The organism is Actinomadura sp. J1-007 (genome assembly GCF_009793335.1).
GTDB classification, from domain to species: Bacteria; Actinomycetota; Actinomycetes; order Streptosporangiales; family Streptosporangiaceae; genus Spirillospora; species Spirillospora yumaensis.
In genome coordinates this window covers 3798726-3825028 of the sequence record NZ_WING01000001.1, presented here as the reverse complement: position 1 = coordinate 3825028, position 26303 = coordinate 3798726, and the positions used below count along the sequence as shown (strand labels likewise).

24 protein-coding genes and 2 pseudogenes are annotated in these 26303 nt (G+C 68.9%); 6 read left to right on the top strand and 20 right to left on the bottom strand.

All coding sequences use genetic code 11. The features are described 5' to 3' along the window. Window positions 1-2545: 2545 nt before the first annotated feature. The 17 genes and pseudogenes from trpA to GEV43_RS17325 all read right to left on the bottom strand — a co-directional run bounded on the left by trpA (window position 2546) and on the right by GEV43_RS17325 (window position 18487). A complete protein-coding gene (gene trpA, locus GEV43_RS17400; protein WP_160821612.1) occupies window positions 2546-3334 on the bottom strand; it encodes a tryptophan synthase subunit alpha in 789 nt (262 codons plus the stop codon). Next, complete coding sequence (gene trpB / locus GEV43_RS17395) at window positions 3331-4521, bottom strand: tryptophan synthase subunit beta (protein ID WP_206681475.1); 1191 nt, start codon at window positions 4519-4521, stop codon at window positions 3331-3333. The genes trpA and trpB overlap by 4 nt, the downstream gene beginning before the upstream one ends. Before the next feature lie 32 nt (window positions 4522-4553). After that, window positions 4554-5309, bottom strand: a complete 756-nt coding sequence (locus tag GEV43_RS17390; RefSeq protein WP_160821611.1) for an SDR family oxidoreductase — start codon at window positions 5307-5309, stop codon at window positions 4554-4556. Then, a complete protein-coding gene (locus GEV43_RS17385) occupies window positions 5306-6616 on the bottom strand; it encodes an MFS transporter (RefSeq protein ID WP_160821610.1) in 1311 nt (436 codons plus the stop codon). The genes GEV43_RS17390 and GEV43_RS17385 overlap by 4 nt, the downstream gene beginning before the upstream one ends. After that, window positions 6613-7869, bottom strand: a complete 1257-nt coding sequence (locus GEV43_RS17380; protein ID WP_160821609.1) for an ATP-grasp domain-containing protein — start codon at window positions 7867-7869, stop codon at window positions 6613-6615. Before GEV43_RS17380 ends, GEV43_RS17385 begins: the two co-directional genes overlap by 4 nt. A gap of 16 nt (window positions 7870-7885) precedes the next feature. After that, complete coding sequence (locus tag GEV43_RS17375; protein ID WP_160821608.1) at window positions 7886-8848, bottom strand: TauD/TfdA family dioxygenase; 963 nt, start codon at window positions 8846-8848, stop codon at window positions 7886-7888. A gap of 30 nt (window positions 8849-8878) precedes the next feature. Beyond that, complete coding sequence (locus GEV43_RS17370) at window positions 8879-10075, bottom strand: ATP-grasp domain-containing protein (protein ID WP_302930853.1); 1197 nt, start codon at window positions 10073-10075, stop codon at window positions 8879-8881. Window positions 10076-10234: 159 nt separating this feature from the next. Next, window positions 10235-11188, bottom strand: a complete 954-nt coding sequence (locus GEV43_RS17365; RefSeq protein WP_160821606.1) for an aminotransferase class IV — start codon at window positions 11186-11188, stop codon at window positions 10235-10237. After that, window positions 11185-11841, bottom strand: coding sequence for an HAD family phosphatase (locus GEV43_RS17360; protein ID WP_160821605.1), 657 nt, complete (start codon window positions 11839-11841; stop codon window positions 11185-11187). Before GEV43_RS17360 ends, GEV43_RS17365 begins: the two co-directional genes overlap by 4 nt. Then, window positions 11838-12680, bottom strand: coding sequence for a D-arabinono-1,4-lactone oxidase (locus GEV43_RS17355; RefSeq protein WP_160821604.1), 843 nt, complete (start codon window positions 12678-12680; stop codon window positions 11838-11840). Before GEV43_RS17355 ends, GEV43_RS17360 begins: the two co-directional genes overlap by 4 nt. 84 nt (window positions 12681-12764) lie before the next feature. Next, window positions 12765-13156: pseudogene (locus GEV43_RS50400) on the bottom strand (FAD-binding protein); the annotation flags it as partial. Window positions 13157-13171: 15 nt separating this feature from the next. Next, entirely contained in the window at window positions 13172-14026 is an 855-nt protein-coding gene (gene rfbD / locus GEV43_RS17345) for a dTDP-4-dehydrorhamnose reductase (protein WP_160821602.1), read from the bottom strand. Next, window positions 14026-14700: an RraA family protein gene (locus tag GEV43_RS17340; protein ID WP_160821601.1), complete on the bottom strand. Its 675-nt coding sequence runs from the start codon at window positions 14698-14700 to the stop codon at window positions 14026-14028. The genes rfbD and GEV43_RS17340 overlap by 1 nt, the downstream gene beginning before the upstream one ends. Before the next feature lie 11 nt (window positions 14701-14711). After that, window positions 14712-15077, bottom strand: coding sequence for a transketolase C-terminal domain-containing protein (locus tag GEV43_RS48090; protein WP_206681197.1), 366 nt, complete (start codon window positions 15075-15077; stop codon window positions 14712-14714). Beyond that, window positions 14990-16570 (bottom strand): 1-deoxy-D-xylulose-5-phosphate synthase N-terminal domain-containing protein, encoded by a 1581-nt coding sequence (locus GEV43_RS17335; protein WP_206681196.1) that lies wholly within the window; start codon window positions 16568-16570, stop codon window positions 14990-14992. The genes GEV43_RS48090 and GEV43_RS17335 overlap by 88 nt, the downstream gene beginning before the upstream one ends. Before the next feature lie 29 nt (window positions 16571-16599). After that, window positions 16600-17433, bottom strand: a complete 834-nt coding sequence (locus tag GEV43_RS17330) for an SDR family oxidoreductase (RefSeq protein WP_160821600.1) — start codon at window positions 17431-17433, stop codon at window positions 16600-16602. Between the two features lies 1 nt (window position 17434). Further along, a complete protein-coding gene (locus GEV43_RS17325; RefSeq protein ID WP_160821599.1) occupies window positions 17435-18487 on the bottom strand; it encodes an N-acetylneuraminate synthase family protein in 1053 nt (350 codons plus the stop codon). A 499-nt stretch (window positions 18488-18986) separates the two neighbouring features. On the opposite strand from GEV43_RS17325, the gene GEV43_RS17320 reads away from it, so the two are divergent. Further along, window positions 18987-19841: an aldo/keto reductase gene (locus tag GEV43_RS17320; RefSeq protein ID WP_160821598.1), complete on the top strand. Its 855-nt coding sequence runs from the start codon at window positions 18987-18989 to the stop codon at window positions 19839-19841. Window positions 19842-19843: 2 nt separating this feature from the next. After that, window positions 19844-20818, top strand: a complete 975-nt coding sequence (locus GEV43_RS17315; RefSeq protein WP_160821597.1) for a quinone oxidoreductase — start codon at window positions 19844-19846, stop codon at window positions 20816-20818. On the opposite strand, the gene GEV43_RS17310 is transcribed toward GEV43_RS17315, so the two are convergent. After that, window positions 20767-21723 (bottom strand): LysR family transcriptional regulator, encoded by a 957-nt coding sequence (locus tag GEV43_RS17310; RefSeq protein WP_160821596.1) that lies wholly within the window; start codon window positions 21721-21723, stop codon window positions 20767-20769. The genes GEV43_RS17315 and GEV43_RS17310 overlap by 52 nt on opposite strands. 695 nt (window positions 21724-22418) lie before the next feature. Between GEV43_RS17310 and GEV43_RS54925 the strand changes: the two are divergent. Continuing rightward, window positions 22419-22730 (top strand): annotated as a pseudogene (locus tag GEV43_RS54925) (N-6 DNA methylase); the annotation flags it as partial. A 59-nt stretch (window positions 22731-22789) separates the two neighbouring features. On the opposite strand, the gene GEV43_RS54920 reads toward GEV43_RS54925, so the two are convergent. Next, complete coding sequence (locus GEV43_RS54920; RefSeq protein ID WP_309240071.1) at window positions 22790-23101, bottom strand: hypothetical protein; 312 nt, start codon at window positions 23099-23101, stop codon at window positions 22790-22792. Window positions 23102-23271: 170 nt separating this feature from the next. Between GEV43_RS54920 and GEV43_RS17300 the strand changes: the two genes are divergently transcribed. The 3 genes from GEV43_RS17300 to GEV43_RS17290 all read left to right on the top strand — a co-directional run bounded on the left by GEV43_RS17300 (window position 23272) and on the right by GEV43_RS17290 (window position 25621). Continuing rightward, the gene (locus GEV43_RS17300) at window positions 23272-23841 is read left to right on the top strand and encodes a hypothetical protein (RefSeq protein WP_160821595.1); all 570 of its coding nucleotides are present in this window, start codon (window positions 23272-23274) and stop codon (window positions 23839-23841) included. A gap of 677 nt (window positions 23842-24518) precedes the next feature. After that, entirely contained in the window at window positions 24519-25319 is an 801-nt protein-coding gene (locus GEV43_RS17295) for a hypothetical protein (RefSeq protein WP_160821594.1), read from the top strand. Beyond that, window positions 25316-25621: a hypothetical protein gene (locus GEV43_RS17290; protein WP_160821593.1), complete on the top strand. Its 306-nt coding sequence runs from the start codon at window positions 25316-25318 to the stop codon at window positions 25619-25621. Before GEV43_RS17295 ends, GEV43_RS17290 begins: the two co-directional genes overlap by 4 nt. 132 nt (window positions 25622-25753) lie before the next feature. Here GEV43_RS17290 and GEV43_RS17285 read toward each other — a convergent pair whose 3' ends face one another. Continuing rightward, window positions 25754-26122, bottom strand: coding sequence for a VOC family protein (locus tag GEV43_RS17285; protein WP_160821592.1), 369 nt, complete (start codon window positions 26120-26122; stop codon window positions 25754-25756). Window positions 26123-26303 lie beyond the last annotated feature (181 nt).

The window sequence follows — 26303 nt, the reverse complement described above, 5'->3', positions numbered from 1 at the left end:
TCCCGAACTAGGCAAGTCAGCACAAAGTCGCCGTAGCTTAACGTCACGAATGACCGGGCGTGAAGATCAAAGTTCCCCGTAAAATTGTGATCTACATCACTTCATTTGTCGCCAACCCTGCTCCTGACCTGCGCGTCACCAGAGTCCCAGGGGACTTCGTCATTCGTGGAGCTAGCTGCGTACGGATACTCTCTGTAGTTGTCGTGACCATGGTCAATGTGTCACAGCGGTGGGTGAGTGGATCGGTTGCCGAGCTGAGAGATGGCAGCCCGGAAAACGGTCCAGACACACCGAGCACAAGCGGGGCAGAGGTGGCAAAGGCGGGCGGGGCTGGAAATGCTAGGAGCTCCCGACGCTTTTGAGCCGGACTCCACGCCGGCCGGATTGTGGTTCTCCTGCCGGGACGGCGGACGGCGTCGAGACTGCCCTGGACGGCGCGGAGCTGGTTGGTGGATGCCACCAAAGCGAGCGGCTGCGCCGCCTGGTCGCCGAGTACGGCGCCCTCGGCATTCTGTTCCCCCACACCGCGACAGCCCGGGACGCGGTGGTGGACGAGCGCGGCGCGCCGGTGAATCCGCACGCCGCCCCAAGCGTCGCGGTCAGGGTCACGGCCGTCGGCTACCCCGGGGCCGACCTGGTCGTCACCCTGAATGAGACTGACCATCCCGGTCATGGCCCCTGCAGTCGCCACCTGGCACCTGGGCGCGCCCAAAGGCCACTACCTGTTGAATCCGACGCCGAGGCTCGCGCACCAGCCCGACCGCAAAGATCAGGATCGGACCCAACAAATTCAGCACGGCTGGATAAAGCAGCACGTGAAGCTCTCGCGCGAACCAGGTTAATCTTGATCGACAACTTCGTCTAGCAAAAAGCGTCACACATTCCGCAACCATATCCATCACCCGCCACCAATCCGTGCCCTCCACATCCAGGTTGAAATCACCTCAACGCCGTAAGTGACGGTATCCGCGTGGTGTCGTCGCTCCACGCCAACGAGGAACCTGCTTCCACGCCTCCTGCGAAGATTGGATCGAGGAAATCGCATCGTGGCCGCTTGGCTGCTACGTAGTGGGCGAAGGGAGCTCTGAGAAGAGGCCGGCTCCCTCTCGCATCCCATGGATGTATCCGGTGACTCGCCGCAGCGACACGGTCCGGATGGGGGAGCGGGACGGGATCGTTAGGCGGACGCGGGGGTGGGCGGAGCGGGTTGGGGAGCTTCCCCGTTCTTGGTTTAAACCGGTGCGGAAATCCATTCCGCGTCTTTGGTGCCAACTGGCACTCAAGCCAGCAACTCTCGATAGCGTTAAGTTCGTGCACAGTCACGCCGTATACGAACCCGGGATGTCGCTACGGCGGGCAGGTGGATAGCTATCCCACCGCGACGCGGTAGACGTCACCGATCGGGGTGGTGGCAGGCATGTGCGAATGGTTGTGATCGCCCCTCGGACACCGAAGCTTATATGTGGATGCAAAGTGGGACAGAGATTACTCTGTCCCATTTTTTTGTTTCGGGATTCAGGGAACGTTGCTGTTCTCTGTTCCGCTCAGGGTTGAAGAGCAAGCGGCTTGGCAGACTATGGCGGGCGCATCGGCGGATAGCGAATCCACAGCTGCAGGCTCCTGCGAAGTGTCCTGGTCGGAGCGGCTAGGTTTCGTCTGGCGTCGCTACGGTCAGGAGGTCAAACCCGGTCGAGGGCGGCAAGCTCTCGTTCGAGCTCCCTTTGACGTTGACGCAGCTCAGCCAGCTCTGCCCTGATCTCACGAGGGCGGAGGAGCCGTTGGAGCGGTGTTCCTTCCTCGAAGGACCTTGATCGAGTGCCGGGTGACCTCGTGAGGAGGGCGCGGGCGAGATCTGTGAAGGTCCAGTGAGGTGGTCTCAGCGAGTTCGGGGTGGGTGGTCGTGCTCGAAGTGGGTGAGGACGAGGGCGGTGTCGCCGATTTTGCTGGGGCTGGCGGTGATGTGCTGGAGGATGCGCCGGCGGCCTTTGAGTAGGGCGAATCCGGGTTCGCCGAGGTGGCGCAGGCCGCGCTGGAGCCAGTTGCAGGTGCGGTTTCCGTTGCTGAAGGGCCGACCGTCGGCAGGGGGGTGAGAATGCCGATTCCGGGGCTTTGGTAGCCGCCGTCGGCCAGGGTGGGAAGTCCTTGTGCCGCTGCGCCGAGGACATGGGGCGGGCTGCTGACAGGCCGTGGAGCGAGCCGTGCCCGGCAGGGCCCGGACGTTACCGGCGTGCTCGTGGGCCTTGCCGGAGTATCCCAGGTCGATCGGTTCGCGATTTGACGCTGAGGGTCTGCTGGGCGCGGCGATCGGCGGAGGCGTTCCAACCAGGGATGACCGTCGTCGCGGGGGTGGGCCAGCGCCTCATGCAGATCGGGGGCCTGGAGCGCCGGAACGGCGCTCCCTGGTTGATGTACCGGGAGGCCCGCGTCACCTTGTGGCCACGGTCGAGTTCGGGGATGTCGCGCTCACCGCGAACCAGCGCGACACCATGACCGCCTGCCCAAACCTCCCAGCCTCTGTGTCCGGTTCGGAATCCCTGAGATCACCTCAGTGGCAGGATCGGGCGGTGTCGTCGAGGGCTCGGCGAACGGCGGCCACGTCGGGGGCGAGGCCCTCGGGTGGGACACCGTCCAGCGCGCGGCACATCAGCGCGGAGGCGATGACGACACCGTCGGCCCACCGGGCGGCCTCGACCGCGTGGGCGGGCGTGGAAACGCCGAAGCCCAGCAGCGTGGGACGGTCGGTGACGGCCTTGATGGCGAGGCTCAGTTTCGCCGCGCTCTCGGCGAGGTCGGTACGCTCGCCGGTGGTGCCCATGAGGCTCACCGCGTAGACGAAACCCCGGCTGCGGTCTGCGATCTCGGCGAGCCGGTTCGGCGATGACGAGGGCGCGGCGAGCAGGACCAGGTCGATGCCGTTGCGTACGGAAGCCGCTTCCAGGCCCGCGGCCTCCTCCAACGGAGCGTCGGGGACGACCAGCCCGGCGACGCCAGCCTCGCGCAGCGCGGCGCAGAAGGCGTCAGGGCCTTCCTGGACGACGAGGTTGAGGTAGGTCATCGCCACCAGGGGGACGTTGGCGCGTAGGCGAGCGAGCTCCTCCAGGATCCCGCGCGCTGTCGCGCCCCGGGCCAACGCCCGGTCGGACGCCTCCTGGATGGTGGCACCGTCGAGCATCGGGTCGGAGAACGGCAGGCCGATCTCAACGGCGTCGGCCCCTGCGGCCTCGAACGCGGTGATGTAGTCCGGCCAGCGAGAGCTGAGGCCGCCGGTCACGTAGGGGACCAGCAGCTTGTGGCCGGCGTCGCGGCGGGCGCGCAGATGCGTCTCGAGGTTCATCGGCGCTCCGCCAGTGCCTCGATGTCCTTGTCGCCGCGGCCGGAGAGGACGAGTAGGACGGTCGAGCTCGACGGCAGGTCGGCGGTTCCGGCGGCGCGCAGCACCCAGGCGACCGCGTGGGCCGACTCCAGAGCGCAGAAGATCCCCTCCGCACGGGCGAGCCGCTCCACCGCCGCCAGGACCTCCTTGTCTCCGACGCTGACGTACCGGGCCCGGCCGGTGGCGTTCAGGTGGGCGTGCTCGGGGCCGATGCCGGGGTAGTCCAGGCCGGCGGCGATCGAGTGGGCCTCGGTGATCTGGCCGTCCTCGTCCTGGAGCACCATCGAGCGGAAGCCGTGCAGCACGCCCACCCGGCCGAAGGCGATGGCGGCGCCGCCCTCGGCCTCGACCCCGACCAGCCTGGCGGAGGTCCCGGTGAAGCCCGCGAACGTGCCCGCCGCGTTGGAGCCACCGCCGACGCAGGCGACCACGTAGTCGGGGACGGCGGAGGGCAGTTCGGCCGCGCACTGCGAGCGTGCCTCGTCACCGATGACTCGTTGGAGTTCCCGCACCATCCACGGGTAGGGGTGCGGTCCCATGACGGAGCCGATGCAGTAGTAGGAGTCCGCAGTGGAGGAAACCCACTGCCGCATCGCCTCGTTGCAGGCGTCCTTGAGCGTCCGGCTTCCGGTGCCGACCGGTACGACCTCGGCGCCGAGCATCCGCATGCGGAACACGTTGGGGCCCTGCCGTTCGATGTCGCGTTCGCCCATGAAAACCGTGGCGCTCATGCCGAGCAACGCGGCGGCGGTCGCGGTGGCGACGCCGTGCTGCCCGGCGCCGGTCTCGGCCAGCAGCCGCTTCTTGCCCATGCGGCGGGCCAGCAGTGCCTGGCCGAGCACGTTGTTGATCTTGTGGGAGCCGGTGTGCGCCAGATCCTCGCGTTTGAGGAGCACGGTGACACCGAGTTCGGCGGAAAGCCGCCAGGCCGGGGTCAACGCGGTCGGGCGCCCCGCGTAGACCCGCAGCAGGGAGTCGAGGTCATGGCGGAACGAATGGTCGGCCCACGCGTCCCGGAACGCCGCCTCCACCTCCTCGCAGGCGGGCACCAGGGACTCGGGCACGAACCGGCCGCCGAACTCGCCGAAGCGCCCGGTCCCGCCCGGATCACTCATGATCGCCGTCTGCCGGACCGCTATCTTCCCCATCGGCTCGCTCACTCCGGATCCCTTCGGTGTCGTCAGGAGAACAGCGGCCCGCGGTGGACCTTGTGCTGGGCCGCCTGCGCGAGCGGTCGTACGGTGATCTGGTCGATGTTGACGTGCGGCGGCAGCGATACCGACCAGGCCACGCATTCGGCCACGTCCTCGGCGACCAATGGGCGGTCCACACCGGCGTACACGGCCGCCGCGCGCTCGGCGTCGCCGCCGAAGCGGTTCAGTGCGAACTCCTCGGTCCGCACCATGCCGGGCGCGACCTCGATCACCCGGACGGGCTCGCCGCACAGCTCCAGGCGCAGCGTCCGGGTGAGAGCGCGCACCGCGTGCTTGGCGGCGCAGTATTCGCCGCCGCCTTCATAGGCGACCGATGCCGCGGTGGAGGAGACGTTGACGATCGAGCCGCCGCCGTCGGCCCGCAGCAGCGGCAGCAGGGCCTGGGTGACGCGCAGGGTGCCGACCGTGTTCAGCCGGAAGCCGCGCTCCCAGTCGTCCGGGTCCGACGTCTCGCCGGACGCCGCGGTGAACGCGCCGCCGGCCGCGTTCACCAGTACGTCGCAGCGGTGCAGCGCCGCCGCCAGATCCGCGACCGAGCTCGCGTCGGTGACGTCCACGGTGACGGACCCGCCGCCGATCTCGGCGGCCAGCTTCGCCAGCCGCTCGGTGCGCCGCGCCGCGACGACGACGTGGTGGCCGTCGGCCGCGAGCCGCCGGGCGCAGGCGGCGCCGATGCCGCTGCTCGCTCCGGTCACCACGGCGACTCCGGAATGTACGGTCATGACTCCCCCGGCAGGTCTCGCATCCCGCGCAGCGGCGAGAAGTAGATGATCATCCAGACGCAGGCCAGTCCCGCCGCGCTCACCCACAGGGCGGCGCGCGCACCGGCGAGCTGCGCGACCAGGCCGCCGACGCTCGCGCCGATTGCCAGCGCCCCGGTCATCAGGAAACGCATGGTGGCGTTCATCCGGCCGAGCATCGCGTCCGGAGTGGCCCGCTGGCGGAAGCTGACCTGGATGACGTTGTCGATGCCCGCCTTCATGGTGACCAGCAGCCACGCGCCGCCCGCCACGAACAGCCACGGGCCGTTGTCGATCAGCGGCACGAACAGCGCGATCGGAGCGACCGCCGCACCGGCGATCCACAGCATCCGGCCGTGCCCGACCCGGTGCGCGACGCGCCGGGCCAGCAGCGCGCCGGTGAGCACGCCGACACCGCCGATCGACAGGTACGCGCCGAGCGCGGTCTCCGACAGATCGAGCTGCCGCATGAAGATGATCGGCATGATGACCAGGTTGACCTGGAACGAGAAGTTGGTCAGCGCGCCGGCGAAGGCGATCGGCCGCAGGATCGGATGGCTGAGGACGAACCGCAGCCCCTCCCACATCTCGCGTCGCAGATCGCGGTCGGCCCCCCGCTCGGCCTTCGCCTCCGGCCGCCGGATGCGCATCAGCATCAGCGCCGACAGCAGGAAGCCTGCGACGTCCACCATGACGGCCCCGGCGGCGGTCGCGGCCGCGACCAGGTAGCCGCCCACGCTGCGCCCGGCCACCTCGCTGCCCGCGTTCAGGCTGCTGATGCCGGTGTTGGCGGCCATCAGCCGGTCACGGCCGACCACGTGCGGCAGATAGCTTTGCCCGGCGACGTCGTCGAAGACGGTGCCGACACCGCTCAGCAGGACCACCGCGTACAGCTGGTAGATGGTGAGGGAGTCCAGCGCCCAGGCGATCGGCACGGTGACCATCAGCACGGCCCGCGACACCTGCGCGGCGACCATCACCGGACGCCGCCTCATGCGGTCCACCCAGACCCCGGCGGGGAGCCCGACCAGCAGGAACGCGGCGAAACTCAGCGCGCCGAGCAGGCCGACCTGGCCCGCGGTGGCGTTCAGCTTGGTCACCGCGATCAGCGGGATCGCGATATAGCTGACCTGTGCGCCGATCTTGCTGACCAGCGCGGCGCTGAACAGCCACCGGTAGCCGGGCTCCCGGAAAATGGACGGCTCGCGCTCCGGAGCCCGCCTGGTCCGGCCGCCGGGCTCGGTCGCGACGGCGCCCTCCCGCGGCGCCCGTTCCTCCTGCGTGCTCATCGCGTCTCGAACCTGACGCGATCGACGGCCTCGTCGCCTCTGGCCACGGCGTCGCCGGCGTCCTTGCCCGAGACGATGACGTAGCCGTTGACGCAGTCGGCCACCGACCTCAGTTCGCGCACCTCGTCGCCCACGCCCTTGCCGACCACGACGCCGAGTTCGGCGTCGGCGAACCGGTTGATGTAGGGGACGATGTTCGGCAGCGTCACGCCGGGCGGCACCTGGACGACCTCCACGCCCTGCTCGACCAGCGAATCCACGCCCTCGATCGCGGTGATCGTCCCGGGCGGCGGCACGAAGAACTGGATGGCCGCGCCGCCGGTCCACTCGGGCGGCTCGGCCGGCAGCTCCTCGATGCCGAGGGTGACCGACAGGAACATCCGCGACAGGCTGAGCCCTGACACCCGGCGCACGAGCTCCGGCGCACCGCTGCCCGCCAGCCGGTTGTGCGTCTCCAGCACACGGGCCCCCTCCGGGGTGAGGATGAACTCGCTGTGCGCGGGGCCGTCCTTGAGCCCGATCGCGTCGAGCAGGTGGTAGGTCGTCTCGCGAAGCTCGTCGCGGTGCGGGATCGCGACGCGGCTCGGCGTGCTGACCTCCCATTCGGCGAAGTACTCGTTCATCCGGTACTCCGACATGCCGATCGCGAGATGACGGCCTTCATAAGAGAAGGTGTCGACGCTGACGACGGGTCCGTCCAGGAACTCCTCGGCCAGCGCGGACTCGTGCCCGGCCTCCCGCAGGCTCTTCCAGGCGGTCCTCACATCCTCGGCGGTGTCCGCCATGTGGATCTGGATGCTGGCGACGCCGTCCACCGGTTTGACGACGATCCGGCCGTTCACGGTGTAGAAGAAGTCGGCCAGCTCGTCGGCGCTGCGCACGACGCGGTGGCGCACCGGGCTGAGGTCGTGCTCGGCGAGACGCTTGCGCATCGCCCCCTTGTCCTTGACGACGCGCGAGGTCTCCGGGCTCGTCCCGGTCAGCCCGAGCAGCTCGCACAGCTCGCTGGTCGCGACCGCGCCGTCCTCGCTGGTGGTGAGCACCCGGTCGAACGGGCGCTCGCGGTGCAGCGGGGCCAGCACCTCGTACATGGCGCCGCTGTCGGTGATGGGCGCGTGGATGATGCGCTCGCAGTAGTCGGCGAACTCCGCCTCGTACTTGCCCTCCTCGTGCACGAGGACGACCTCGACACCGAGCTCTTGGGCCGCCGCCACAGCATGGGGTTGGCCCCCGATGACCGCCACACGGTACATGTTCTTCGCTCCTCGTCTAGCTGGCGTAGCACCGGCGCAGCCACCGGGCCTGGTCGTCGGGCGCCGGCTCGAAGGCGTCCCGGCGGTGCACGACGCGGTAGTTGTCAAAGATCAGGAAGTGCCCCGGCCGCAGCACGGGCCGCCGGCAGGGGACTGTGGCGAGCGCGGCGGCCCACGTGTCCAGCGCCGCGTCCGCGGCCTCGTCGCGTCCCCGGGTGGTGCCCCGGTCGTAACGGGCCCGCGGCCCGTCGTCGCCGTCGAGCTCCAGCACGGCGGTGCGGCCGTGGAAGCGACGCGCTCCGTCGTCGGCCAGGTCGTTGGACTCGGGCGCGGCGATCTCGAACACCGGCGCGGCCAGGACCCGCAGCGTCTTCTCGGGAATCCGGTCCAGAGCGGTCTCCAGCGCCATGACCTCGGTCGGCACCTCCTCAACGTTGCGGGCGACGCAGAAGGTCAGGTAGCGCGGGACGTACGGGCGGGGGTTGACGTCGGGGCCGCCGAACGGCAGGTGCGGGTTGTCGGTGTGCCAGAAGAACTCCGAGTCCGAACCCCACGAGCTGGCAGTGCCGGTGGCCTCCGGATTCGGCACCACGTTGCGGATGAGGCGACCCCGGTTCTCGTAGCCCACCGCGTACGGGGTGAGGCCGAGCAGCCGGATCAGCCCCAGGTGCAGGGCGTTGGTGACGGCCAGGGGCCCCTCGTCGGCGAAGCCGTGCACCGGTGTCGGCGGCGCTTCCGGACGCGGGAGGTTGCTCAGTAGCAGTGCGTGGTTGCCGGAGGCGGAGAACCCCTTCAGGGCTCCCAGCACCTCGGACGGCAGCGTGCGCCGCAGCGCCCAGGCGCCGATCCGGGCCAGGATCTCGCTGTCGCGGTCGGGATCGAGGTCGCTCTCGGCGACCCGTTCCTCGGTCTCCTTCTTCAACAGGTCGCGCGTTTCGTCCTCTATCCGGCGTTGGACGAAGCGCATGTGATCCTTCATGATCGCTCTCCCTCGGACGGTTAAGTCCGGCTAATCGGCGACCTCTAGCCGGACGAGTCTGCGAAATTCCTTGAAGACCTCGTCGAGATGGCCGGTGGAGTCGGCCGTGAAGATGAGATGGCCGTGCCCCTGGAAGGTCTGCGGGGGAACTCTCAGATATTCACCGATCCGCTTGTAGATCTCGATTTCATCGATGCGCGGATCGGCCTTGGCCTCGGCGAGCCCGTGGACGGCGGCGAGCGTCCCGGCACGATCGGGGAAGATGTTGCGGAACCCCACCGCCACCGGCTCGGCGCAGGGTTCGATGACCGGCTCACGCCCCAGCGACAGGTCCAGGGCGGCTTCCACCATGTCCACCCCGGTGCTGAGCTGGACCGACCGGTAGATCGGCCCGCCGCCCATGCGGGCGGCCGCCTCCAGCAGCACCGGCTCCTCGCCGCGCAGCCGGAACTCCACGTGCGTGACGCCGACCTCGATGCCCATCGCACAATGCACGGCGGCCGTCGCCTCGTAGAGCCGCTCGACGGTCTCGCGCGACAGCCGGGTGGGCGTGCAGGCGTAGACCTCCTCGAAGGTCGGCCCGGTCGGCAGCGGCTTGTCATGGATGGCGAACGACGTCGTGCGCCCGCCCGACACCACCGACTCGACGCTGATCTCGGTTCCCGGGACGAACTCCTCCAGCAGCAGCGCGCCGCCGTACTCCTCCTTGGCCCGGACGTACAACGGGTCGTAGTCGAGGCTCTCCCAGGAGCCGCGCCGCACCGTCTCGAAGTGCCGCTCCAGTTCGGCGTCGTCGGCCACGCTGCGCACGTACATGCTGCCGGTCCCGATGATCGGCTTGAGCACCAGCGGATAGCCGATCGAGTCCGCTGCTCGGCGGGCCTCGGCCGCGTTCGCCGCCAGGGCGAACTGCGGCTGTCCCGACTGGTCGCCGACGGCGGTGCGCATCGCGTACTTGTCGCGGGCCAGGAGCGCGGTGCGCTCAGGCACGGCCGGCAGGCCCAGGTCGGCGGCCACCCGCGCCACCGCCGGGACGGGAGCCTCGGCGAAGGTCAGCACCGCGTCCACCGGCTCGGCCAGGCCGCGCGCGGCGACCAGGGTGTCGTCGATGCTGGAGGTGTCGGCGACGACCACCTGGTCGACGTATTCCTTCTCCCAGGTGGGGTCCTTCATGATGAGAACCAGCCGCTGCCCGGTGTCGCGCGCGTACTGCCAGGCTCGGGCCAAATGGCGACGCCGACTCAGATTCTTTTTATGCAGAACGAGAATGCTCAATTTTCCGCCGCCTTTCGAGGGGATTGGCCGCAATTCGAAGATACGACGGCCGTGCGCCGCGAATCGACGGCTGTGGCATGAATGTTTCTGGCCTGCGTCTTTCAGTGACGCTTAAACCGGCAGCTCGGTGAGCCATTCAGAGTGCCGGGTGTCCACACCGCGCACCGTCGCCCGGTAGGCGCCGGCGAGGCGCCGGGTGAGATCTCCGGGCTCGCCCTCTCCGACGGACAGCCCGTCGATCGTCGTGATCGGCAGGATCTCCCAGGCGGTGCCCATGAAGAACAGCTCGTCGGCGAGGTAGAGCTCGGTGCGGTCCACCTCGCGGACCTCGACGGGGACGCCGAGGTCCGCCAACAGGTCCAGGGCCGTGGCGCGGGTGAGGCTGTCCAGCACGCCGCTGGTGAGCGAGGGGGTGATGACGGTGCCGTCGCGGACGAGCGCCACGCAGGAGCCGGGGCCCTCGCTGACCTTGTGCCTCTCGTTCAGCAGGATCGGCCAGTCGTGGCCGTTGGTCCGCGCCTCGATCGCCGCCAGCCGGCCGTTGTGATAATTGGAGAAGGCTTTGACGCGCGGCGGCATAGACGCGTCGCCGATGCGTAACCACGAGCTCACCGCCGCGCTGCACCCCTCGGCGGCGGGCGGACGGGCGTGGAACGGCCAGCTGTCGATGACGGCCTCACAGACGCTGCCCGCGGGCGCCATCTGCTCGCGGATGATTCCGGAAGGGAACACCCAGGGGCGCAGGTACGTGTCGTCGTGGTATTCGTTGGCGCGCAGCAGACCCAGTACCGCGCGGCCCAACTCCCCGGGTGTGTGGCGGAGCTCCAACCGGCAGATCCGCGCCGAGTCGGCGAGCCGCCGCATGTGGTCGTCGAGCCGGAACACCAGCAGCCGCCGTCCGTCGTCGGCCAGGTACGCCTTGACGCCCTCGAACACCGCCGCGACCGAGGCGTGCCCGACCGCGTTGACGTGCACGGTCGCCTGCTCCCACGGGACCAGTTCGCCGTTGCGCCAGATCCAGCGCGGGTGCCTGGCCCGCGGGGAGGCCAGCGAATCGAGCGTCATGCGATCACTTCGACCAGGTCCACCGCCGCCAGGTCGATGGCTCCGGGGTCGAGCACCGCGTCGGCCGCCCCGAGTCCCGCCGCGCCGGTGACCGCGTTGGGCACGGCCACGCACCGCAGCCCGGCGGCGCGGGCCGCCGCGACGCCGGGCGGCGAGTCCTCGATGACGGTGATCGCCTCCCGCGCCAGGCCGGAGCGCGCGAGGGCGTGCAGGTAAAGGTCGGGAGCGGGCTTGCTGGGGATGCGCCCGTCGCCGGTCACGATCAGGTCGAACCCGTCGCGCAGTCCGAGCCGATCGAGGTGGCCGCCCACCCACGGCTCGCGGGAGCTGGACACCACCGCCAGATACCGGTCACTGCGGGCGGCCGCCGCGAGGATCACCGCGATGCAGGGCCGCACCGGTTCTTCGTCGGCCAGCCGCTGCTTGCGCTCCAGCCGCCAGGCGATCTCGTCTCCGGTGAGCGGACGCCCGATCCGGGCGGCGGCATCGGCCATCGCCACGTCATGGCCGTTCGCGTGCCCGGCCATCGCCGCCCACACGGTCGCGGGGAACTCCAGCCCCAACCGCGCGTACAGCTCCTGCCACGACCGGTTGGCGGCGCGCTCGGTGTCGCAGATGACCCCGTCGAAGTCGAAGAACAGCGCCCGCCTCATGCGTACACCTGCTGGGCCGCGTCCACCGGGCCGAGCACCCTGCCGACGTACTCGTTGCAGAACATTCCGGTGGGGTCGAGCTTGCCGCGTATCGCCTGGAACCGGTCCCACTGCGGGTAACGCGGCCGCAGCACCTCGGCGGTGGCGGTGTGGGCCTTGCCCCAGTGCGGACGTCCGTCCAGGTCGCGCAGCAGGTGTTCGGCCGTGCGCAGGATCTCGGTATAGCGGGCGGTCCGCGGAACGGTCAGGTTGACGTATCCGGTCAGGCGGCCGAATACGGGGCTCAGCGGGGAGTCGTCGGCCGCGCCCACGCGCACCAGCACCGAGTAAGGCGAGTACGCGCCGAAGCGCCGAAGCGCCACCCGTAGCTCGCGCAGCGCCGCCGGCACGTTCTCCAACGGCAGCGCGTGCTCCAACGCCAGGAAGCGGACCGGCTGGGGGAAGCTGAACACCCGGTGGCCGGCGTCCACGTACTCGGTGGGGACGCCGGCGGCCAGCAGGCGCTTGGCCCAGGGAACGGCGGCGGGCCGCCGGTGCCCGGCCAGGCCCGCCAGTCCGCAGCGCATCTCGTCCACGGTGGTCGCATACCGCTGCCGGACCGCGCCGCGGGTCGGGACCTCATCGGTCCGATGCCAGGCCCGTGTGAAGGCCTCCTCGGTCCACGGCAGCCAGTTGAAGGACACATGGTCGGCGCTGTGCGCCCACTCCTCGAAGCGGTCCAGGATGCCGTCGAGCCGTTCGGCGCCGGGAACGCTGCGCAGGTTGAAGCGCGGGACGCAGCGCAGTGTCACCGTGCTGATCACGCCGAGCGTGCCGAGCGAGGTGCGTGCGGCACGCATCAACTCGGACTCCTCATCCACGCACAGCACGGCCCCCTCGGCGGTGACCAGTCGCAGCGCCGACACCTGGGCGGAGAACGGCCGGTGCGTGATGCCCGTGCCGTGGTTGCCGGTGGAGATCGCGCCGGCGACCGTCTGGGCGTCGAGTGTGCCGATGTTGGCCAGCGCCAGGCCCGCGCGGTCGAGCGCGGCGTTGATCTCGGCGAGCCGGGTGCCCCGCGCACCGTCACCGTCGCGGCCCGGCGGTCGATGTCGAGCACCCCGGTGTAGCCGGACAGGTCCAGGAGCATGTCCTCGGTGCAGGCGAGTTGGTTGAACGAGTGGCCGGAGCCCGCGACGCGGACGCCCAAGCCCTGTTCGGCGGCTGTGCGCACCGCCTCGGTGAGCTGCCCCTCGACCCGTGGGGTGATCCACCGGGCCGGGCGGCAGCGCACGGTTCGCGACCAGGTCTGCCAGATGTGCCGTCGGTCCGTCATTGGGCCTCCTTCCCGTCAGTGGTGTCCGGCGGGCAGCCGGCCGGTGAACCGGCGCACGGCGTCCTGCCAGGTCGGCATGGTGAATCCCAGAGCGTCGAGCCGGTCGGTCGCCAGCGTGGAGTCGCGCGGCCGCTCGCCGCGGAACCCGCATTCGTCCAGCGGCATCGGCTCGGCGCGGTTCCGGTGACCGGGCCCCAGCGCCACGCCGGCGACCTGGTACCAGCTCGCGCGGCCCCGGTTGGCGACGTGGACGGTGCCGGTGACCCGGCGTTGCAGGAGGAAGACCAGCGCGCGGGCGAGGTCCTCGGTGTAGGTGGGGGCGCTGAACTGGTCGTCGATGAGCCTGACGCGCTCGCCGCGCTCCACCCGGCGGACCAGTGCGAGCACCTGGTCGGTGATCTCGTCCCGGCCGCCGAACAGCCAGGACGTGCGCACCGACAGATGGCCCTCGACCGCCGCACTGATCCGCTCGCCCGCCAGTTTCGTCACCCCGTACACGCTCAACGGGTTGGGCAGGTCGGTCTCGCGGTAGCCGCCCGTCGGCGCGGCGGCGCCGTCGAAGACGTAGTCGCTCGAGATGAAGACCAACCGGGAACCGGCCTGGCGGCAGGCGGCGGCGACGTTGCGGGTCCCGCGCAGGTTCACCCGGAAGGCGTCGGCGGGACGGTGCTCGCAATCGTCGACGATGGCGTTGGCGGCGGCGTGCACCACCACGGCCGGCGCGAACGCCTCGATGGACTTGGCGACCGCGTCGGCGTCGCTGATGTCGAAGTCCTCGCGGGAGACCCCGAGTGCGGCCCAGCCGCTCGGCAGCGCCCTGAGCAGGGCGCTGCCGAGCATTCCGTTCGCTCCGGTGACGTAGACGCGCATCACAGGTGCCCGAACTCGGCGAGCAACTGCGACACGCTCGCGCCAGACGCGATCTTCTCCCGGATCACCCGTTCCTTGTCGATCTGGGCACGGGCGCGCCCCAGGGTCTCTTCGGCGAGCGCGGGCGGCACGACCGCGATGCCGTTCTCGTCCGCCACGATGATGTCGCCGGGGTTGATGACCTGGCCGCGGACCACCACCGGGACGTTCACCTGGACCGGCTCGGTGCGGCCGTGCACCGCGGTGGGCGACGGGCGGGGCACGGTGCCGCGGTACCAGACGGGGAAGTCCAGGTCGCGGATCTCGTCCACGTCGCGGATGGCGCCGTCCACGATGCCGCCCGCGACACCCGCCTTCTGCGACAGGGTGGACATCAGCCCACCCCACATCGCGGTCTCCCACGCGCCCCGGCAGGCGACGATGATGACATCGCCCGCCTGCGCCTTGGCCAGCACCGGCATACAGTCGACCAAGTCGTCGATCGACAGGTTCACGGTCAGCGCCGGACCGGCGATCTTGGAGTGCGGGCTGACCGGGAGCAGCCCGCCGATCGCGCCCACCCGACGGCGGGCGTCGGTCACCAGGCAGCTCGGGCTGTACTCCTTGAGCACTTTGCGGAACGCGTCCATCAGCTCCTGCGGTGGACGGTTCAACTCGTTGTAGACGGTTTCCACCTGTTGCCTCCTTAGGGGCGGGTGAGGACGTCGGCCAGCCGGGCGGCGCTCAGGCCATGGACGAAGAGGACCTCGTCGGAGGTGCCGCACGCGGGGACCTCGGTGAGTCCGACGCCGTGGAAGCGGGGTGGGGCCGCCAGCCCGAGTTCGAGCAGGGCACGGGCGACGAGGTCGGCCTGTCCCCCGTGGGTGTAGTGGTTCTCCACGACGACGATGCGCTCGGCGCGGGCCGCCAGCCCCGCCAGCCAGTCGGGGTCCACGCGGTTCAGCCAGGGCAGGTTGACCACCGTCAGGTCGGTGGTCTCGGCGGCGAGCAGGAGTTGGCCGAGAACGACCGGACCCGCGCCGACGGCGACGGTGGGTCCGCCCTCGCGCACGACCGTCCCCCGTCCGACCTCCAACGGCGCCGCACCGGAGGTGTCCGCGTCCATCGCGACGACCTCGGGCGGCACGGGCGCGCTGACCAGCCGCAGGTAGACGCTGTCGGAGGTGGACGAGCAGTACTCGACGGCCGCGCGCACCTGCTGCGGGCCGGCCGGCTCGACGACGACCAGGCCCGGCACGGACCCGACGGCCGACACATCCCGGACGGCCTGGTGCGAGTGCCCCGGCGCGGCAGGCAGCACCCCGCCAGCGACCCGACGTAGACCACCCGGCGTCCCTCGGTGGCGTTGTTGTAGATGTGCTCGTTCGGACGCGCGTGCAGGAAGCACGAGAACGAGTGGACGAACGGGACCAGGCCGCGCGCCGCGAGGCCGGAGGCCATCGAGACCATGTCCTGCTCGGCGATCCCGCACTCGATGAACCGCTCCGGCAGCCTCTCCATGAAGGGGACGAGGCCGGTGTCCAGGACCAGGTCGGCGTCCATGGCCACGATCCGCTCGTCCCGGAGCGCGACGTCCACCAGGGCTCGGCCGTAGGCGTCGGGCAGGGACGGGCCGGTCGCCTTGGCCGACGGACGCTCGTCGGATCTCCGCGGCGTCAGCGCCGCCAGGCCGTTGCGGGTGACGACGGCGTCGGCCGACGCGAGCAGCTCGTCGCGGGCCCGCTCGTAGACCTCGGGCGCGGGCGCGCCGCTGTGGAAGCGGTAACGCCACTCGTCCGGCGCCATGGACGTCGCCGCGAAGGCCGGGCAGCCGCCGCCCTTGACGGTGTCGGCGATGATGACGGCCGGACGGCCGGCGTACTGCTCGGCACGCTGCCGGAACGCTGTGCCGATCTGGTCGAAGTCGTGCCCGTCGCAGCGCAGCACCGCCCAGCCGAACCCGGCGAACCGGGCTTCGAGATCTCCCAGGTCGTTGACATCGCGCACCCAGGTGTCCGACTGGATCCCGTTGTGGTCGACGATGACCGTCAGCTCGCCCATGCCCGCGTTGACGGCACCGCCCAGTGCCTCGTAGTTCTGTCCCTCCTGTAGTTCACCGTCCCCGGTCAGCACGAACACGCGCTGGTGGAGTCCGAGCATCCGGTTGGCCAGGACGAGGCCCTTGGCCTTGGAGATGCCCATGCCGAGTGAACCGGTGTTGAAGGGCATGTGCGGCGTCCGGACGTCGGGGTGGCCGGGCAACCCGCCGAGTCGCCGCAGCCGGTGCACCAGGTCCTCCTCCAGCCGACCGAGCCCGATGAGCGCGGCGTAGAGGCCCGGAGCGTCGTGCCCCTTGGAGGAGAAGAGCACGTCCACGTCGGCCAGCTCGTCCAGCAGGAGCCGGCTGACGAGGTCGGCAGCGCTGAAGCTGGACCCGAGATGGCCCGACCCCGCCTTCATGACCATGTAGAGGGTGTTGAACCGGCTGAGCGCGGAGAAGGCGCGCAGCCGCTCATGGCGATCGGTGATACCGCCGAGCACGCGGTCGAACTCGCCGGTCGGCAACCATTGCAAGACATCCTCCGGGTCTGTCGTCACCAGCACGAATAGCCGCCGTCGACGAGCAGTTCGGTGCCCGTCACATAGCCGCTGAGGTCCGAGGCGAGGAACAGCATCGGCCCGACCAGCTCGTCCGTCCGCGCCATCCGGCCCATGGGTGTGCGCGCGCCGAACAGCTCCCGGAACCGCCGGTCCTGCCCGCCGCTCACCCCGCCGGGCGAGAGCGTGTTGACGCGCACGCCCTGCCGCCCCCAGAGGGCCGCCAGATAGCGCGACAACGCGCACACTCCGGCTTTGGACATGCCGTAGGCGGGGGGTTTGAGGAACGGCGGGTCCTGGGCCAGGTGCTCGTACAGCCGGGGGTCGGGCGCCATCCCGGCGTACAACGACCCGATGTTGATGATCGAGCCGCGGCCGCGCCGCGCCATCTCACTGCCGAACACCTGGCACGCGCGCAGCACGCCGAGCGTGTTGACGTCGACGATGGCCGTGCTCACCTCGTCCGGGATGTCCCCGAAGCGCCAACTGTCTCCGTCGGCGGTCGGTGGCCGGTCGATGCCCGCGTTGTTGATCAGCACGGTCGGCGGCCCGAAGGCGTCCACACACTCGGCCAGCGCCTTCGCGAGCTCGTCCCGCACCGTGACATCGGATTCGAGCAGCAGAAGCCGGTCCGGCTCGTACTCCTTCAGTGAGGGAGGCGCATCGGTACTCAGGTCGAGACCTACGACGCGGGCGCCCGCGTCGAGCAGGGCGCCTGCCCAGATCGGTCCGAGCTTGCCCAGCGCGCCAGTGACGACGGCGGTCTCGCCGGTCAGATCGATGCCCGGACCGGAGGGTGCGGTGGTCCCGCCGGCCGACTGGTCGGCCATGTCAGGCGACGACATCGAAGGTGAAGTCGCTGTCGGCGGCCAGCTGACCGGTCAACGTCCGGCCCACCAGCTCCCCGATCAGGTACGGCCGCAGCCCGTCGCCCGGCGACTTGATGGCGATGTCACGCTCGCTGAGCACGTGACCGGCGGGCAGGTCGCGTGCGGCCACCAGCTTCTTGGCCATCTTGCGCAACGCGGCGGCCTCCGACGGCATCTGCCGCTTGGCCTGTCGCCCGAGCGCCTTGCGGGCCTCCCGCAGCCCCGACACCAGCTTGGTCAGGTGCGCCGGCTCCAGAGAGAAGTGGTGGTCGCTGCCCGGACGGTCGCGGTCGAGCGTGAAGTGCTTCTCCACGACGCGGGCGCCCAGCGCGTAGGCCACCATGCTCAGCTCGGTACCGAGGTCGTGGCCGGAGAAACCGACCACGACCTCGGGGAACTCGCGGCGGAACGTCTCGATGACCGACAGGTGCAGGTCGGCGGGCCCGGCCGGGTAGACCGCGGTGCACTGGAGCACGGCGAGTTCGGGGTTGATCGGCAGGATGGTGTCGACCGCGCGCCGGACGTCCTCCATGTTCGCGCCGCCGGTGGAGATGATGAGCGGCTTGCCGGTCTTGGCGGCGTACGCCAGCAGCGGCGTGTTGGTCAGGTCGGCCGAGGCCATCTTGATGGCCGGCACGTCCAGCTCGGCCAGGAAGTCCACGCTGGCGAAGTCGAACGCCGTGGAGATGAAATCGATCCCCACCTCCTTGGCCAGCTTGGCCAGCTCGGTGTACTCGTGGTGGCCGAACTCCAGCGCCTCCCGGTGCTTTCCATAGGTCGGGCCGTAGCTGTTGCGGCCGGTGTAGGGCTCGTTGTACATGCTGGCAGTGAACAGCGACCTGTTGTCGCGCTTCTGCAACTTGGCCGCACTGGCGCCGGATTCCGCAGCACGCACGACCAGTTCCCGCGCTTTGCCCACATCGCCTTCGTGGTTGTGCCCGATCTCCGCGATGACGTATGCATCGGTGTCGTCCGAAACGATGCGTTCGCCGATCGTGAGCTTCCGAACAGCCATTTTCTCTCCCGAACCTTGAAGGGTTGGCCGGCAGCACCTGGTGACTTGGCCGCCGTTGCGTCGACTTTCCCGCGGGGATTCAAATGATTAATACACACCACTCAATGACGGCGTCAACAGGGCGATCACCCCGGTCACCATGGGCGGATGAGAGATCTTTGAGTGTCGGGTATAGCAGGTCTAACCGATTCAATGGAAACGATCGGCTACGGAGCGCGGCACGCCCGGAGCACACTGTCGGCACAGGGCGGAAGCTATTGCGGTACTACAACAACGATCTGCTGCCTCCAACGTCACTCAGGACTTCATCAAGCACCTCTGAATAGCCACGAGAGAGATCCGGAACCAAGAGTTCCGGATCCCGGAGGCAGGGTTAAGCCGCACCGGAGGCCGCGGTTAAGAATCTTTCATGTCCCACAGCCGAATCCGATCTCCCGGATGAGGACCTTTCTTGGCAGAATGAAATTTCCCCGACACTCTCTGTCAGGAGGAAAGTCCGATGCACGACTCCACCCTTGCCATCGGCGGCGATCTCGTCGTCCATCGTCTCGGTTTCGGTGCCATGCACCTGACCGGCCCCGGAGTATGGGGGCCTCCGGCCGACCGCGAGGCCGCCGTCAAGGTCGCGCGACGGGCGGTCGAGCTGGGCGTCGACTTCATCGACACCGCCGACTCCTATGGTCCGGGCGCCAACGAGGAGCTGCTCGCCGACGCCTTGCATCCCTACCCCGAGAAGCTGGTCATCGGGACGAAGGTCGGGCAGAGCCGGCCGAGCGCCCGCGAATGGCGGCCCCTCGGCCGTCCCGAGTACATCCGCCAGCAGGCCGAGCTCAGCCTGCGCCGCCTCCGGCTGGACCGCATCGACCTGTACCAGTTGCACCGCATCGACCCGGCGGTCCCCGCGGAAGAGCAGTTCGGCGCGCTCGAACAGCTCCAGCGGGAGGGGAAGATCCGTCACATCGGGCTGTCGGAGGTGACGGTCGAACAGATCGAACTGGCCCGCCGCCAGATCGAGGTGGTCAGCGTGCAGAACCTCTACAATCTGGCCGACCGCAGGCACGAGGCGGTGCTCGACTACTGCGAACGTGAGGGCATCGCCTTCATCCCGTGGGTGCCGATCGCCTCGGGCTCGCTGGTCGGCCCGTCCGGCGTGATCGCCGAGGTCGCCGGGGAGTTGGGAGCGACTCCGGCCCAGGTCTGCCTGGCCTGGCTGCTCCACCGCTCCCCCGTGATGATCCCTATCCCGGGCACCAGCTCGGCCGACCACCTGGCCGAGAACGTGGCGTCGGCCGGCCTGGAGCTGTCGCAGGAGCAGTGCCGGCGGCTGTCCGGGGCCGGTCCGGAGATCGGCTGAACATGCGGGCGATCGTCTTCACCGAGCACGGCCCGCCCGACGTGCTCCGGTCGGTGCGGCTGCCGGATCCGCGGCCCGGTCCGGGCGAGGTACTGGTCGAGGTGGCCGCGGCCGGCGTCAACTTCATCGATGTCTACCAGCGGAGCGGCGTCTACCGGGTGCCGCTGCCCTATGTGGCCGGGGTCGAGGGCGCGGGCGTCGTCGCGGCCGTCGGCCCGGACGCGGACGGGGCCGGGTTCCGGCCCGGCGACCGGGCCGGTTGGGTCAACCTGCCCGGCGCATACGCCGAGCGCGCCGTCGTCCCCGCCGACCGCCTGGTCGCGATCCCGGACGGCATCGATCTGACAACCGCCGCCGCGGCGCTCCTGCAGGGGATGACCGCGCACTATCTCACCCACGACACCTACGCGGTGCGGCCCGGCGACACGGTGCTGGTCCATGCGGCGGCGGGCGGCATGGGTCTCATGCTCACACAGATGGTCAGGCTGCTCGGGGGACGTGTCATCGGCACTGTCTCGACCGAGAAGAAGCAACGGCTGGCGGAGGCCGCCGGAGCCGATCACGTGATCCGCTACCGCGACGCCGACGTGGTCGCACAGGTTCGCGAGCTGACCGGCGGACACGGCGTCGCGGCTGTTTACGACGGCGTCGGCGGGCCGACGTTCGAGGCGAGCTTGGCCGCGCTACGGCCGCGGGGGGTACTGGCCCTCTACGGCCAAGCCGGCGGCGCGGTGCCGCCAGTGGACCCGCAGCGGCTGAACACGGCCGGTTCGGTGTTCCTGACCAGGCCGAACCTCCAGCACCACATCACCGACCCCGCCGAATTGCGCGCGCGTAGTGTCGACCTGTTCCGTTGGATCGCCGAGGAGGCGTTGGAAGTGGGCATCCGGCGAGACCTGCGGCTCGCCGAGGCGCCGGTGGCCCATCAGCTGCTGGAGACCGGCGCATCGGCCGGAAAACTGGTCTTGGTGTTGTAGCTCAGCTCCGTGGGCAGGGCCGTTTCGACCAGTGCGTCGGTGGCGGCGCGAATGGCGGGCCGACGCGCCGATTCACGCCGCCACACCGCGTACACATGTCGGCTGAGCAGCGGCCGAACACCGATCACGCGCACCCCGGGCGGCACCGGTTCCCGGCCGAGCCTCGGGATCAGGCAGATGCCGAGGCCGGACGAGACCAGCGCCAACTGTGTGGAGTAGTCAGCGGCGGTATGCACTACATGGGGCTCGACGCCGCACGCCCGGAAGGTCTGCATCAGCCAGCTGTGACAGACCGAGCCCGGCGTCCAGGTGATCCAGTTCTCGTCGGCCAGATCGTCCAGTTCCAGCATGTGCCGTTGGGCCAGGGGGTTCTGGGCGGGCAGCGCCACGTCTGCGACGTCGTCCAGCAGTGACGCCTTCATCAGCCCTTCAGGCAGGTCGAGCGGGGCGTTGAACCAATCCTGGACCACCGCGATGTCGACGTCGCCGCGCACCAACTGCCGGATCGACATGTTGGGCTCGTCCTCGCAGATCTTCAGGCCCAGTTTCGGATGTTTCTCCTTCAGCGCGATGATCGCCGGTGGCAGCAGCCCTCGGACGGCTGTTGAGAACCCGGCAATGGAGAGTTGTCCAGCGATCGCACCACGATGCCCGTCCAGGGCCGATTCGGCCTCGTTGACCAACGACAGGATGCGCTCGGCGTAGTCGACGAGGATTACCGCTGCGTCGGTGAGCCGTACTCCGCGGCCCAACCGCTCAATCATCCGCTGGCCGGTCTCACGCTCCAGCTTGGTGATCCGCTGAGAAACCGCCGAAGTCGTAATGTGGAGAGTTTCCGCAGCACTGCTGAGCGAGCCATGCTTATGAACTGCATACAAGGCATGCAGCAAGGGAATCTCGAGCATCGCCGTCTGTTGCCCCCTTTGCGGGCAGTGCCCGCTCCCCCGTGCCGTTCCACTTGACAGATTGACCATATTATCGAAAATGGAAATGGTCAATGTCAAGCGACAATAACTTCACCCTTGCTTCTTGTCACTGAGCATGACCGATATCGGCCAACCGGAGCGCGCCCACGAGGCAGACCCGCCGGGTACCAGGAAGTGGGACCGCACATCGCCGACGCAGGCACCTACGAAGGGCCAGCAGGGCGGACGCTGTCGCTTCTATCTCCCTCCGAAGACCTGCCCAGCCGCCATATCAGGCCAAGCGCGAGGCTCTCTACTTGAGAGTTCCCGCAGGAGTGGATCGGGTGCACCTCCAGCCGCTTGCCATCGGCGGCCGAGAGCGGCAACTACCGTCGCCGCGACGAGCCAGTCAAACCTCTGAATGACCTTCCAGATCGGCAGCGTCGCGGATGGTTTCGCCGTAGTGGGCGAGGTCTTGGGAAGTCCGCGGATTCTGCGGCGCACGGCGGCGTGCGAGCCGCGGTCTTGGGCGACGAGTTCGAGCGTGACGACTTTGCCACGATGGTTCGCGGTGAGATATCGCCCAGGCAAAAGGTGAGTGTGGTCGCTCCGGTGTTCGGACGGACACCGGTCACCACAATGCCCCTTTTTCATCCTGTGGTGGCGCGGGACGCTGGTCACAGCATGATCGTGACGTGCTGGTTGGGGTCGTGGCGCAGAGAGACCCTGGTAGACGGGTTGATCACTACAATCATGTCGTCTGGACCAGGGGCCTGTGCGTGCTGTTCTATCGTGCCGCAGTCGGTTTGTCGCGTTCAACGCTGAACTACGTCGCGGGGCTGATCTGCCGCCGGCGCAAGGCGATCGACCCGGTGTGGCTCCTGCTGGCGATCGTCAAGGCCAAGAAGACCGAACTGCTCTTTCTCGCTCTGTTCTTGCGCCTACTCAAGCCCGGCGGTCGGGCCGCCGTGATCGTCCCAGACGGCGTCCTCTTCGGCTCGACGGGCGCACTCAAGAAACTGCGCCGCATCCTCGTTGAAGATTACAAACTCGACGCGGTAGTCAACTACCGGACGGCGTCTTCAAGCCCTACGCCAGGGTCTCCACCGCCATCCTGTCCTTCGCCAAGACCAACAACGGCGGCACCGACAGCGTCTGGTTTTACGAGGTCGCCGCCGACGGCTTCAGCCTCGACGACAAACGGACCCCGCTCCCGGCCGACGCGATCGGGAAGCGCCGCCAGCAGTTCAACCAGATGTACGATGTTCCAAAGGACACTCAGCATCTCGCCGGGAACGTACTCAACAACCCGAATTACCCGCAGCGCCGAAATCCCGACGGAACACTCGACTTCCTCACGGGCAACGACCTCCCTCACCACTTGCAGTCGTACTGGCAGGGGGCCAGAATCTACAGCCCAGCCGGCGACCCTTTGAGTCAGGTTCGCGTGGTGCAGAAGGGCGACGTGCTCGGCTGGGTGGGCCGCGACAGCAATGGAGTGCACAATTATGGGAAGATCACTCGATACCCGTTCTCGAAGTGGTTCACGTGAGTGAAGCTGACGTGGCGGACCGGCTCGCAGCGACTGGCCTAGCCTTCCAGAATTGGCATGAGAAGGACCGGAACTACATACCTGTAGGTCTCACGGCGCTGTCCATCCACTTCCCCGACGTTCCGGGACGCATGTACTCGTCGGTCGCGAACGACGATCCCGATATCTTGGAGAAGGCCAACGTCGGCTGGTACCGGACAGCCCGGGACGGGAACCTCTTCGAGTCGGCCGACCCGCGCTTCCTGGTGGGAGCGAAACCGACCACGGACGCCCGCGTCTGGCAATGGGCGGTGGTCCGTCTCACCGAGCCCTGGGACATCATGGGCGCGGGCGGTAGAACGGGCACGCTCGGCGTAGCCTGGTGCCGGCCGGGCTTCGCGATGCTCTCCCTCGACGGCGAGGTGATCGTGCGCGGCGATACCTGGGAGAACGAGATCGGCACCGTGCGAGTCCGCACTCCGCGCCATCGAGAGTTCCTCGATTTCGCGCGCACCATCGCCGACGACCCCAGCGAGCCACCCGCTTTCCGCACCGAAATCAAGACCTGGCTCCAAACCTTCGAATGATGATCCGACCGGCCCGCGCGGCCTGAACCCAGCACGACAGATTGGGACCGGCCCCCGCATTTCCGGTGGCACCGAAGGGCACAGTTCTCGCAAAAATTCCCGGTACAAACAGGCGCAGGCGAGAGAGAACCTGGCCTTGCATCCCTTCAACGTTCCCCGCGCGTGACGGCAATGTCGAGCCGCACGCGAGCGTCGGAATCTGCATGCGGGCTCGCACCAACTTAACCGGGTGGATGCATACTATGCGCCAAGCGGAATGCGGTAGGGCATAACGAGCGGCGAATGGGCAGGCCATGTGCTGTCGGTACGTGTCCCCCCTCGGGCACGCACCGACTGCACTTTTGGAGGGTCCGGGATGAACCGGGCCTCCACTTCGTGTCTTCGGGGATAGCAGGGCCGCGGACGCGGCGAAGTGCCAGTGGGCTTGGACGCGGGTCCCCTCCCGGGCTCGCGGGCTTAACGTCCCCGGTATGTTCTCCCGCAGCCTGTGGCGTGGTGTAGCCGCGAACCTGCGTCCTACGGCGTTGTTGTCGTGCGGTTGGTTTCGAACGCTACTGGTGGCCGTCGTCACAGTGCTGGCTGTGGGCGGCTTCGGCGGGTGCAAGGGTGGAAACAGCGACTCGGGAGATACTCCCCGCGGAAAGACGGGTCCGGCGCAGCGGCCATCGATGGAGTCCGTGGCTCGTGCCGTCGACGGCGCGCCGCTGTTGCACTGGACCGGCTCGTGGATGGTGCGCGGTGAGTCGGTGGAGCTGGACCTTCGGGCCATGGGAGACGGCGACGCGATGGGGACTGTGGAGCGTGACGGCGACTCCGCAGAGGTCATCGTCATCGACGGGAACACCGTCCTGCTCAAGGGCGGACGGGCGTACTGGCGGCACGGGGAGGCCGGCTCCGCGGACGTCCCCCGGTTCGCCGACCGATGGGTCCATGTGAACGGCATGGTGTGGGGCGCCCGCTTGGGTGAGCTATCGCCCAAGGCGCTGGGGCGCGCGCTGCTCGGGGTGGGGAGCAACTTGTCCGGCTGGGACCCCGGACCCGCACCGGGCCCGATCCCTTCGGCCGTGCCGTCCAATGCTCTCGGATTCGAGGTGGACTCCTCGGTCATGCCACTCAAGGAGGGCACCTACTGGGTCTCGGCTGCCTCTGGGAACCGGCTCGCCGGCTACTCGGGCACGGACCTTCCCGGGAGCAGCGCCGATGAGGGTTTGGACGAGGAGTCTCCCGAGAAGACCGTGACGTTCGCCGTGCGAACCGGTAGCGCTTCGGAGGCCGAGGAGGCGTACACGCGGATGGCCTCCGAGGTTCGGACGATGCCGGAGACCCTCCCACTCGCCGGGGCCGACCGGGACGATCTCGACGTCGACGCGGAACCCCTTGGAACGGCTGCCGGGGTGGAAACTGCCGCGTTGAGGTCGAAGTGGCCAACGACCTGGGTCCGACCATGCCGTCGACTGTGGAGGCGGTGGTCAGAGTGACGCTGTACGGCGACGGGGGCGAGGGCAAGAAGAAGGCCGGCACCTGCACCATCCGGATGCCCGCCGCCGCGCCGGAAAGACCCGCACATGACTCCTGCAACGTGATCGATTCTCGGATCGAAAAGATCTGGAACTCCTCGAAGCCGGACTGTGCGCCCACGGAGTGCGTCAAGACCACCCAATGGAGTACGGACGCCAACGTCACGAGTATCAAAGGGCAGGTGACGGTCGCCCCGGCTCGGCTAGCCGCCAAGCTACGCGCCCGCGCGAAAAGTGCTCCCACCGCGCCCCAGAAGCCGTAAAGCGATGGGTGAGTGAGTCAGCTTTCAAGCCGAACCGTCCAAGCTCTGCCCTCCCGTATTCGGAAATGCATCACCGCAGGTCAGGGCCTTGTCGTCGGTTCCCGCCCCGAAGCGGCCAGCTGGCGTGCCACCTCAGGGGGTGGCGTGGGTGTGGATATTGAGGACGCTGCCGTCCGGCGCCTGGACGAAGAAGCGGCGGATGCCCCACGCCTCGTTGGTGAGCGGATACACGATGGTGAGCCCGCGCCGCTGCGCTTCGGCGTACGCCGCGTCGACGTCCTCGACTTCGATCGTCATTGTGGTGCGGTGCGTGTTGGGATCCCACGCGGAGGCTTCGCTGGAGATGACGGTCATCTGAGCGGTGGGGTTGCTCGGGGATGACAGCATGAGAAAGCCGGGCTCGTCCATGCTGATCGTCAGGCCGAGGAAGTCGCCGTAGAACTCCCGGCTCTTGGCCAGGTCGGCGGCCACGACGTTGGGCATCACGCGACGGATCTTCATCCGGGCAACGTACTCGGGCCTTGAGCCGCAACCGAGCGGCCAGTCACGGTAAGGAGCCCACGCACGGTCACGGGCGGTGGGCGGCGACCGGCGGACGGGGCGGGGTTCCGGTCCGGCCGCGACGGGATAAGGCGCGCCGGTTGCAAGCGTGTCATGAGCCCTGAACCGCGGTGATTCGGCT

Coding starts and splice junctions, on each gene's coding strand:
- GEV43_RS17390 (WP_160821611.1), bottom strand. CDS start 5,309: ATGACCGTACATTCCGGAGTCGCCGTGGTGACCGGAGCGAGCAGCGGC.
- GEV43_RS17385 (WP_160821610.1), bottom strand. CDS start 6,616: ATGAGCACGCAGGAGGAACGGGCGCCGCGGGAGGGCGCCGTCGCGACC.
- GEV43_RS17285 (WP_160821592.1), bottom strand. CDS start 26,122: ATGAAGATCCGTCGCGTGATGCCCAACGTCGTGGCCGCCGACCTGGCC.
- GEV43_RS17375 (WP_160821608.1), bottom strand. CDS start 8,848: ATGAAGGATCACATGCGCTTCGTCCAACGCCGGATAGAGGACGAAACG.
- GEV43_RS17365 (WP_160821606.1), bottom strand. CDS start 11,188: ATGACGCTCGATTCGCTGGCCTCCCCGCGGGCCAGGCACCCGCGCTGG.
- GEV43_RS17315 (WP_160821597.1), top strand. CDS start 19,844: ATGCGGGCGATCGTCTTCACCGAGCACGGCCCGCCCGACGTGCTCCGG.
- rfbD (WP_160821602.1), bottom strand. CDS start 14,026: ATGCGCGTCTACGTCACCGGAGCGAACGGAATGCTCGGCAGCGCCCTG.
- trpB (WP_206681475.1), bottom strand. CDS start 4,521: ATGGGGAAGATAGCGGTCCGGCAGACGGCGATCATGAGTGATCCGGGC.
- GEV43_RS17380 (WP_160821609.1), bottom strand. CDS start 7,869: ATGTACCGTGTGGCGGTCATCGGGGGCCAACCCCATGCTGTGGCGGCG.
- GEV43_RS17320 (WP_160821598.1), top strand. CDS start 18,987: ATGCACGACTCCACCCTTGCCATCGGCGGCGATCTCGTCGTCCATCGT.
- trpA (WP_160821612.1), bottom strand. CDS start 3,334: ATGAACCTCGAGACGCATCTGCGCGCCCGCCGCGACGCCGGCCACAAG.
- GEV43_RS17355 (WP_160821604.1), bottom strand. CDS start 12,680: ATGCGTGCCGCACGCACCTCGCTCGGCACGCTCGGCGTGATCAGCACG.
- GEV43_RS17310 (WP_160821596.1), bottom strand. CDS start 21,723: ATGCTCGAGATTCCCTTGCTGCATGCCTTGTATGCAGTTCATAAGCAT.
- GEV43_RS17330 (WP_160821600.1), bottom strand. CDS start 17,433: ATGGCCGACCAGTCGGCCGGCGGGACCACCGCACCCTCCGGTCCGGGC.
- GEV43_RS17325 (WP_160821599.1), bottom strand. CDS start 18,487: ATGGCTGTTCGGAAGCTCACGATCGGCGAACGCATCGTTTCGGACGAC.
- GEV43_RS17360 (WP_160821605.1), bottom strand. CDS start 11,841: ATGAGGCGGGCGCTGTTCTTCGACTTCGACGGGGTCATCTGCGACACC.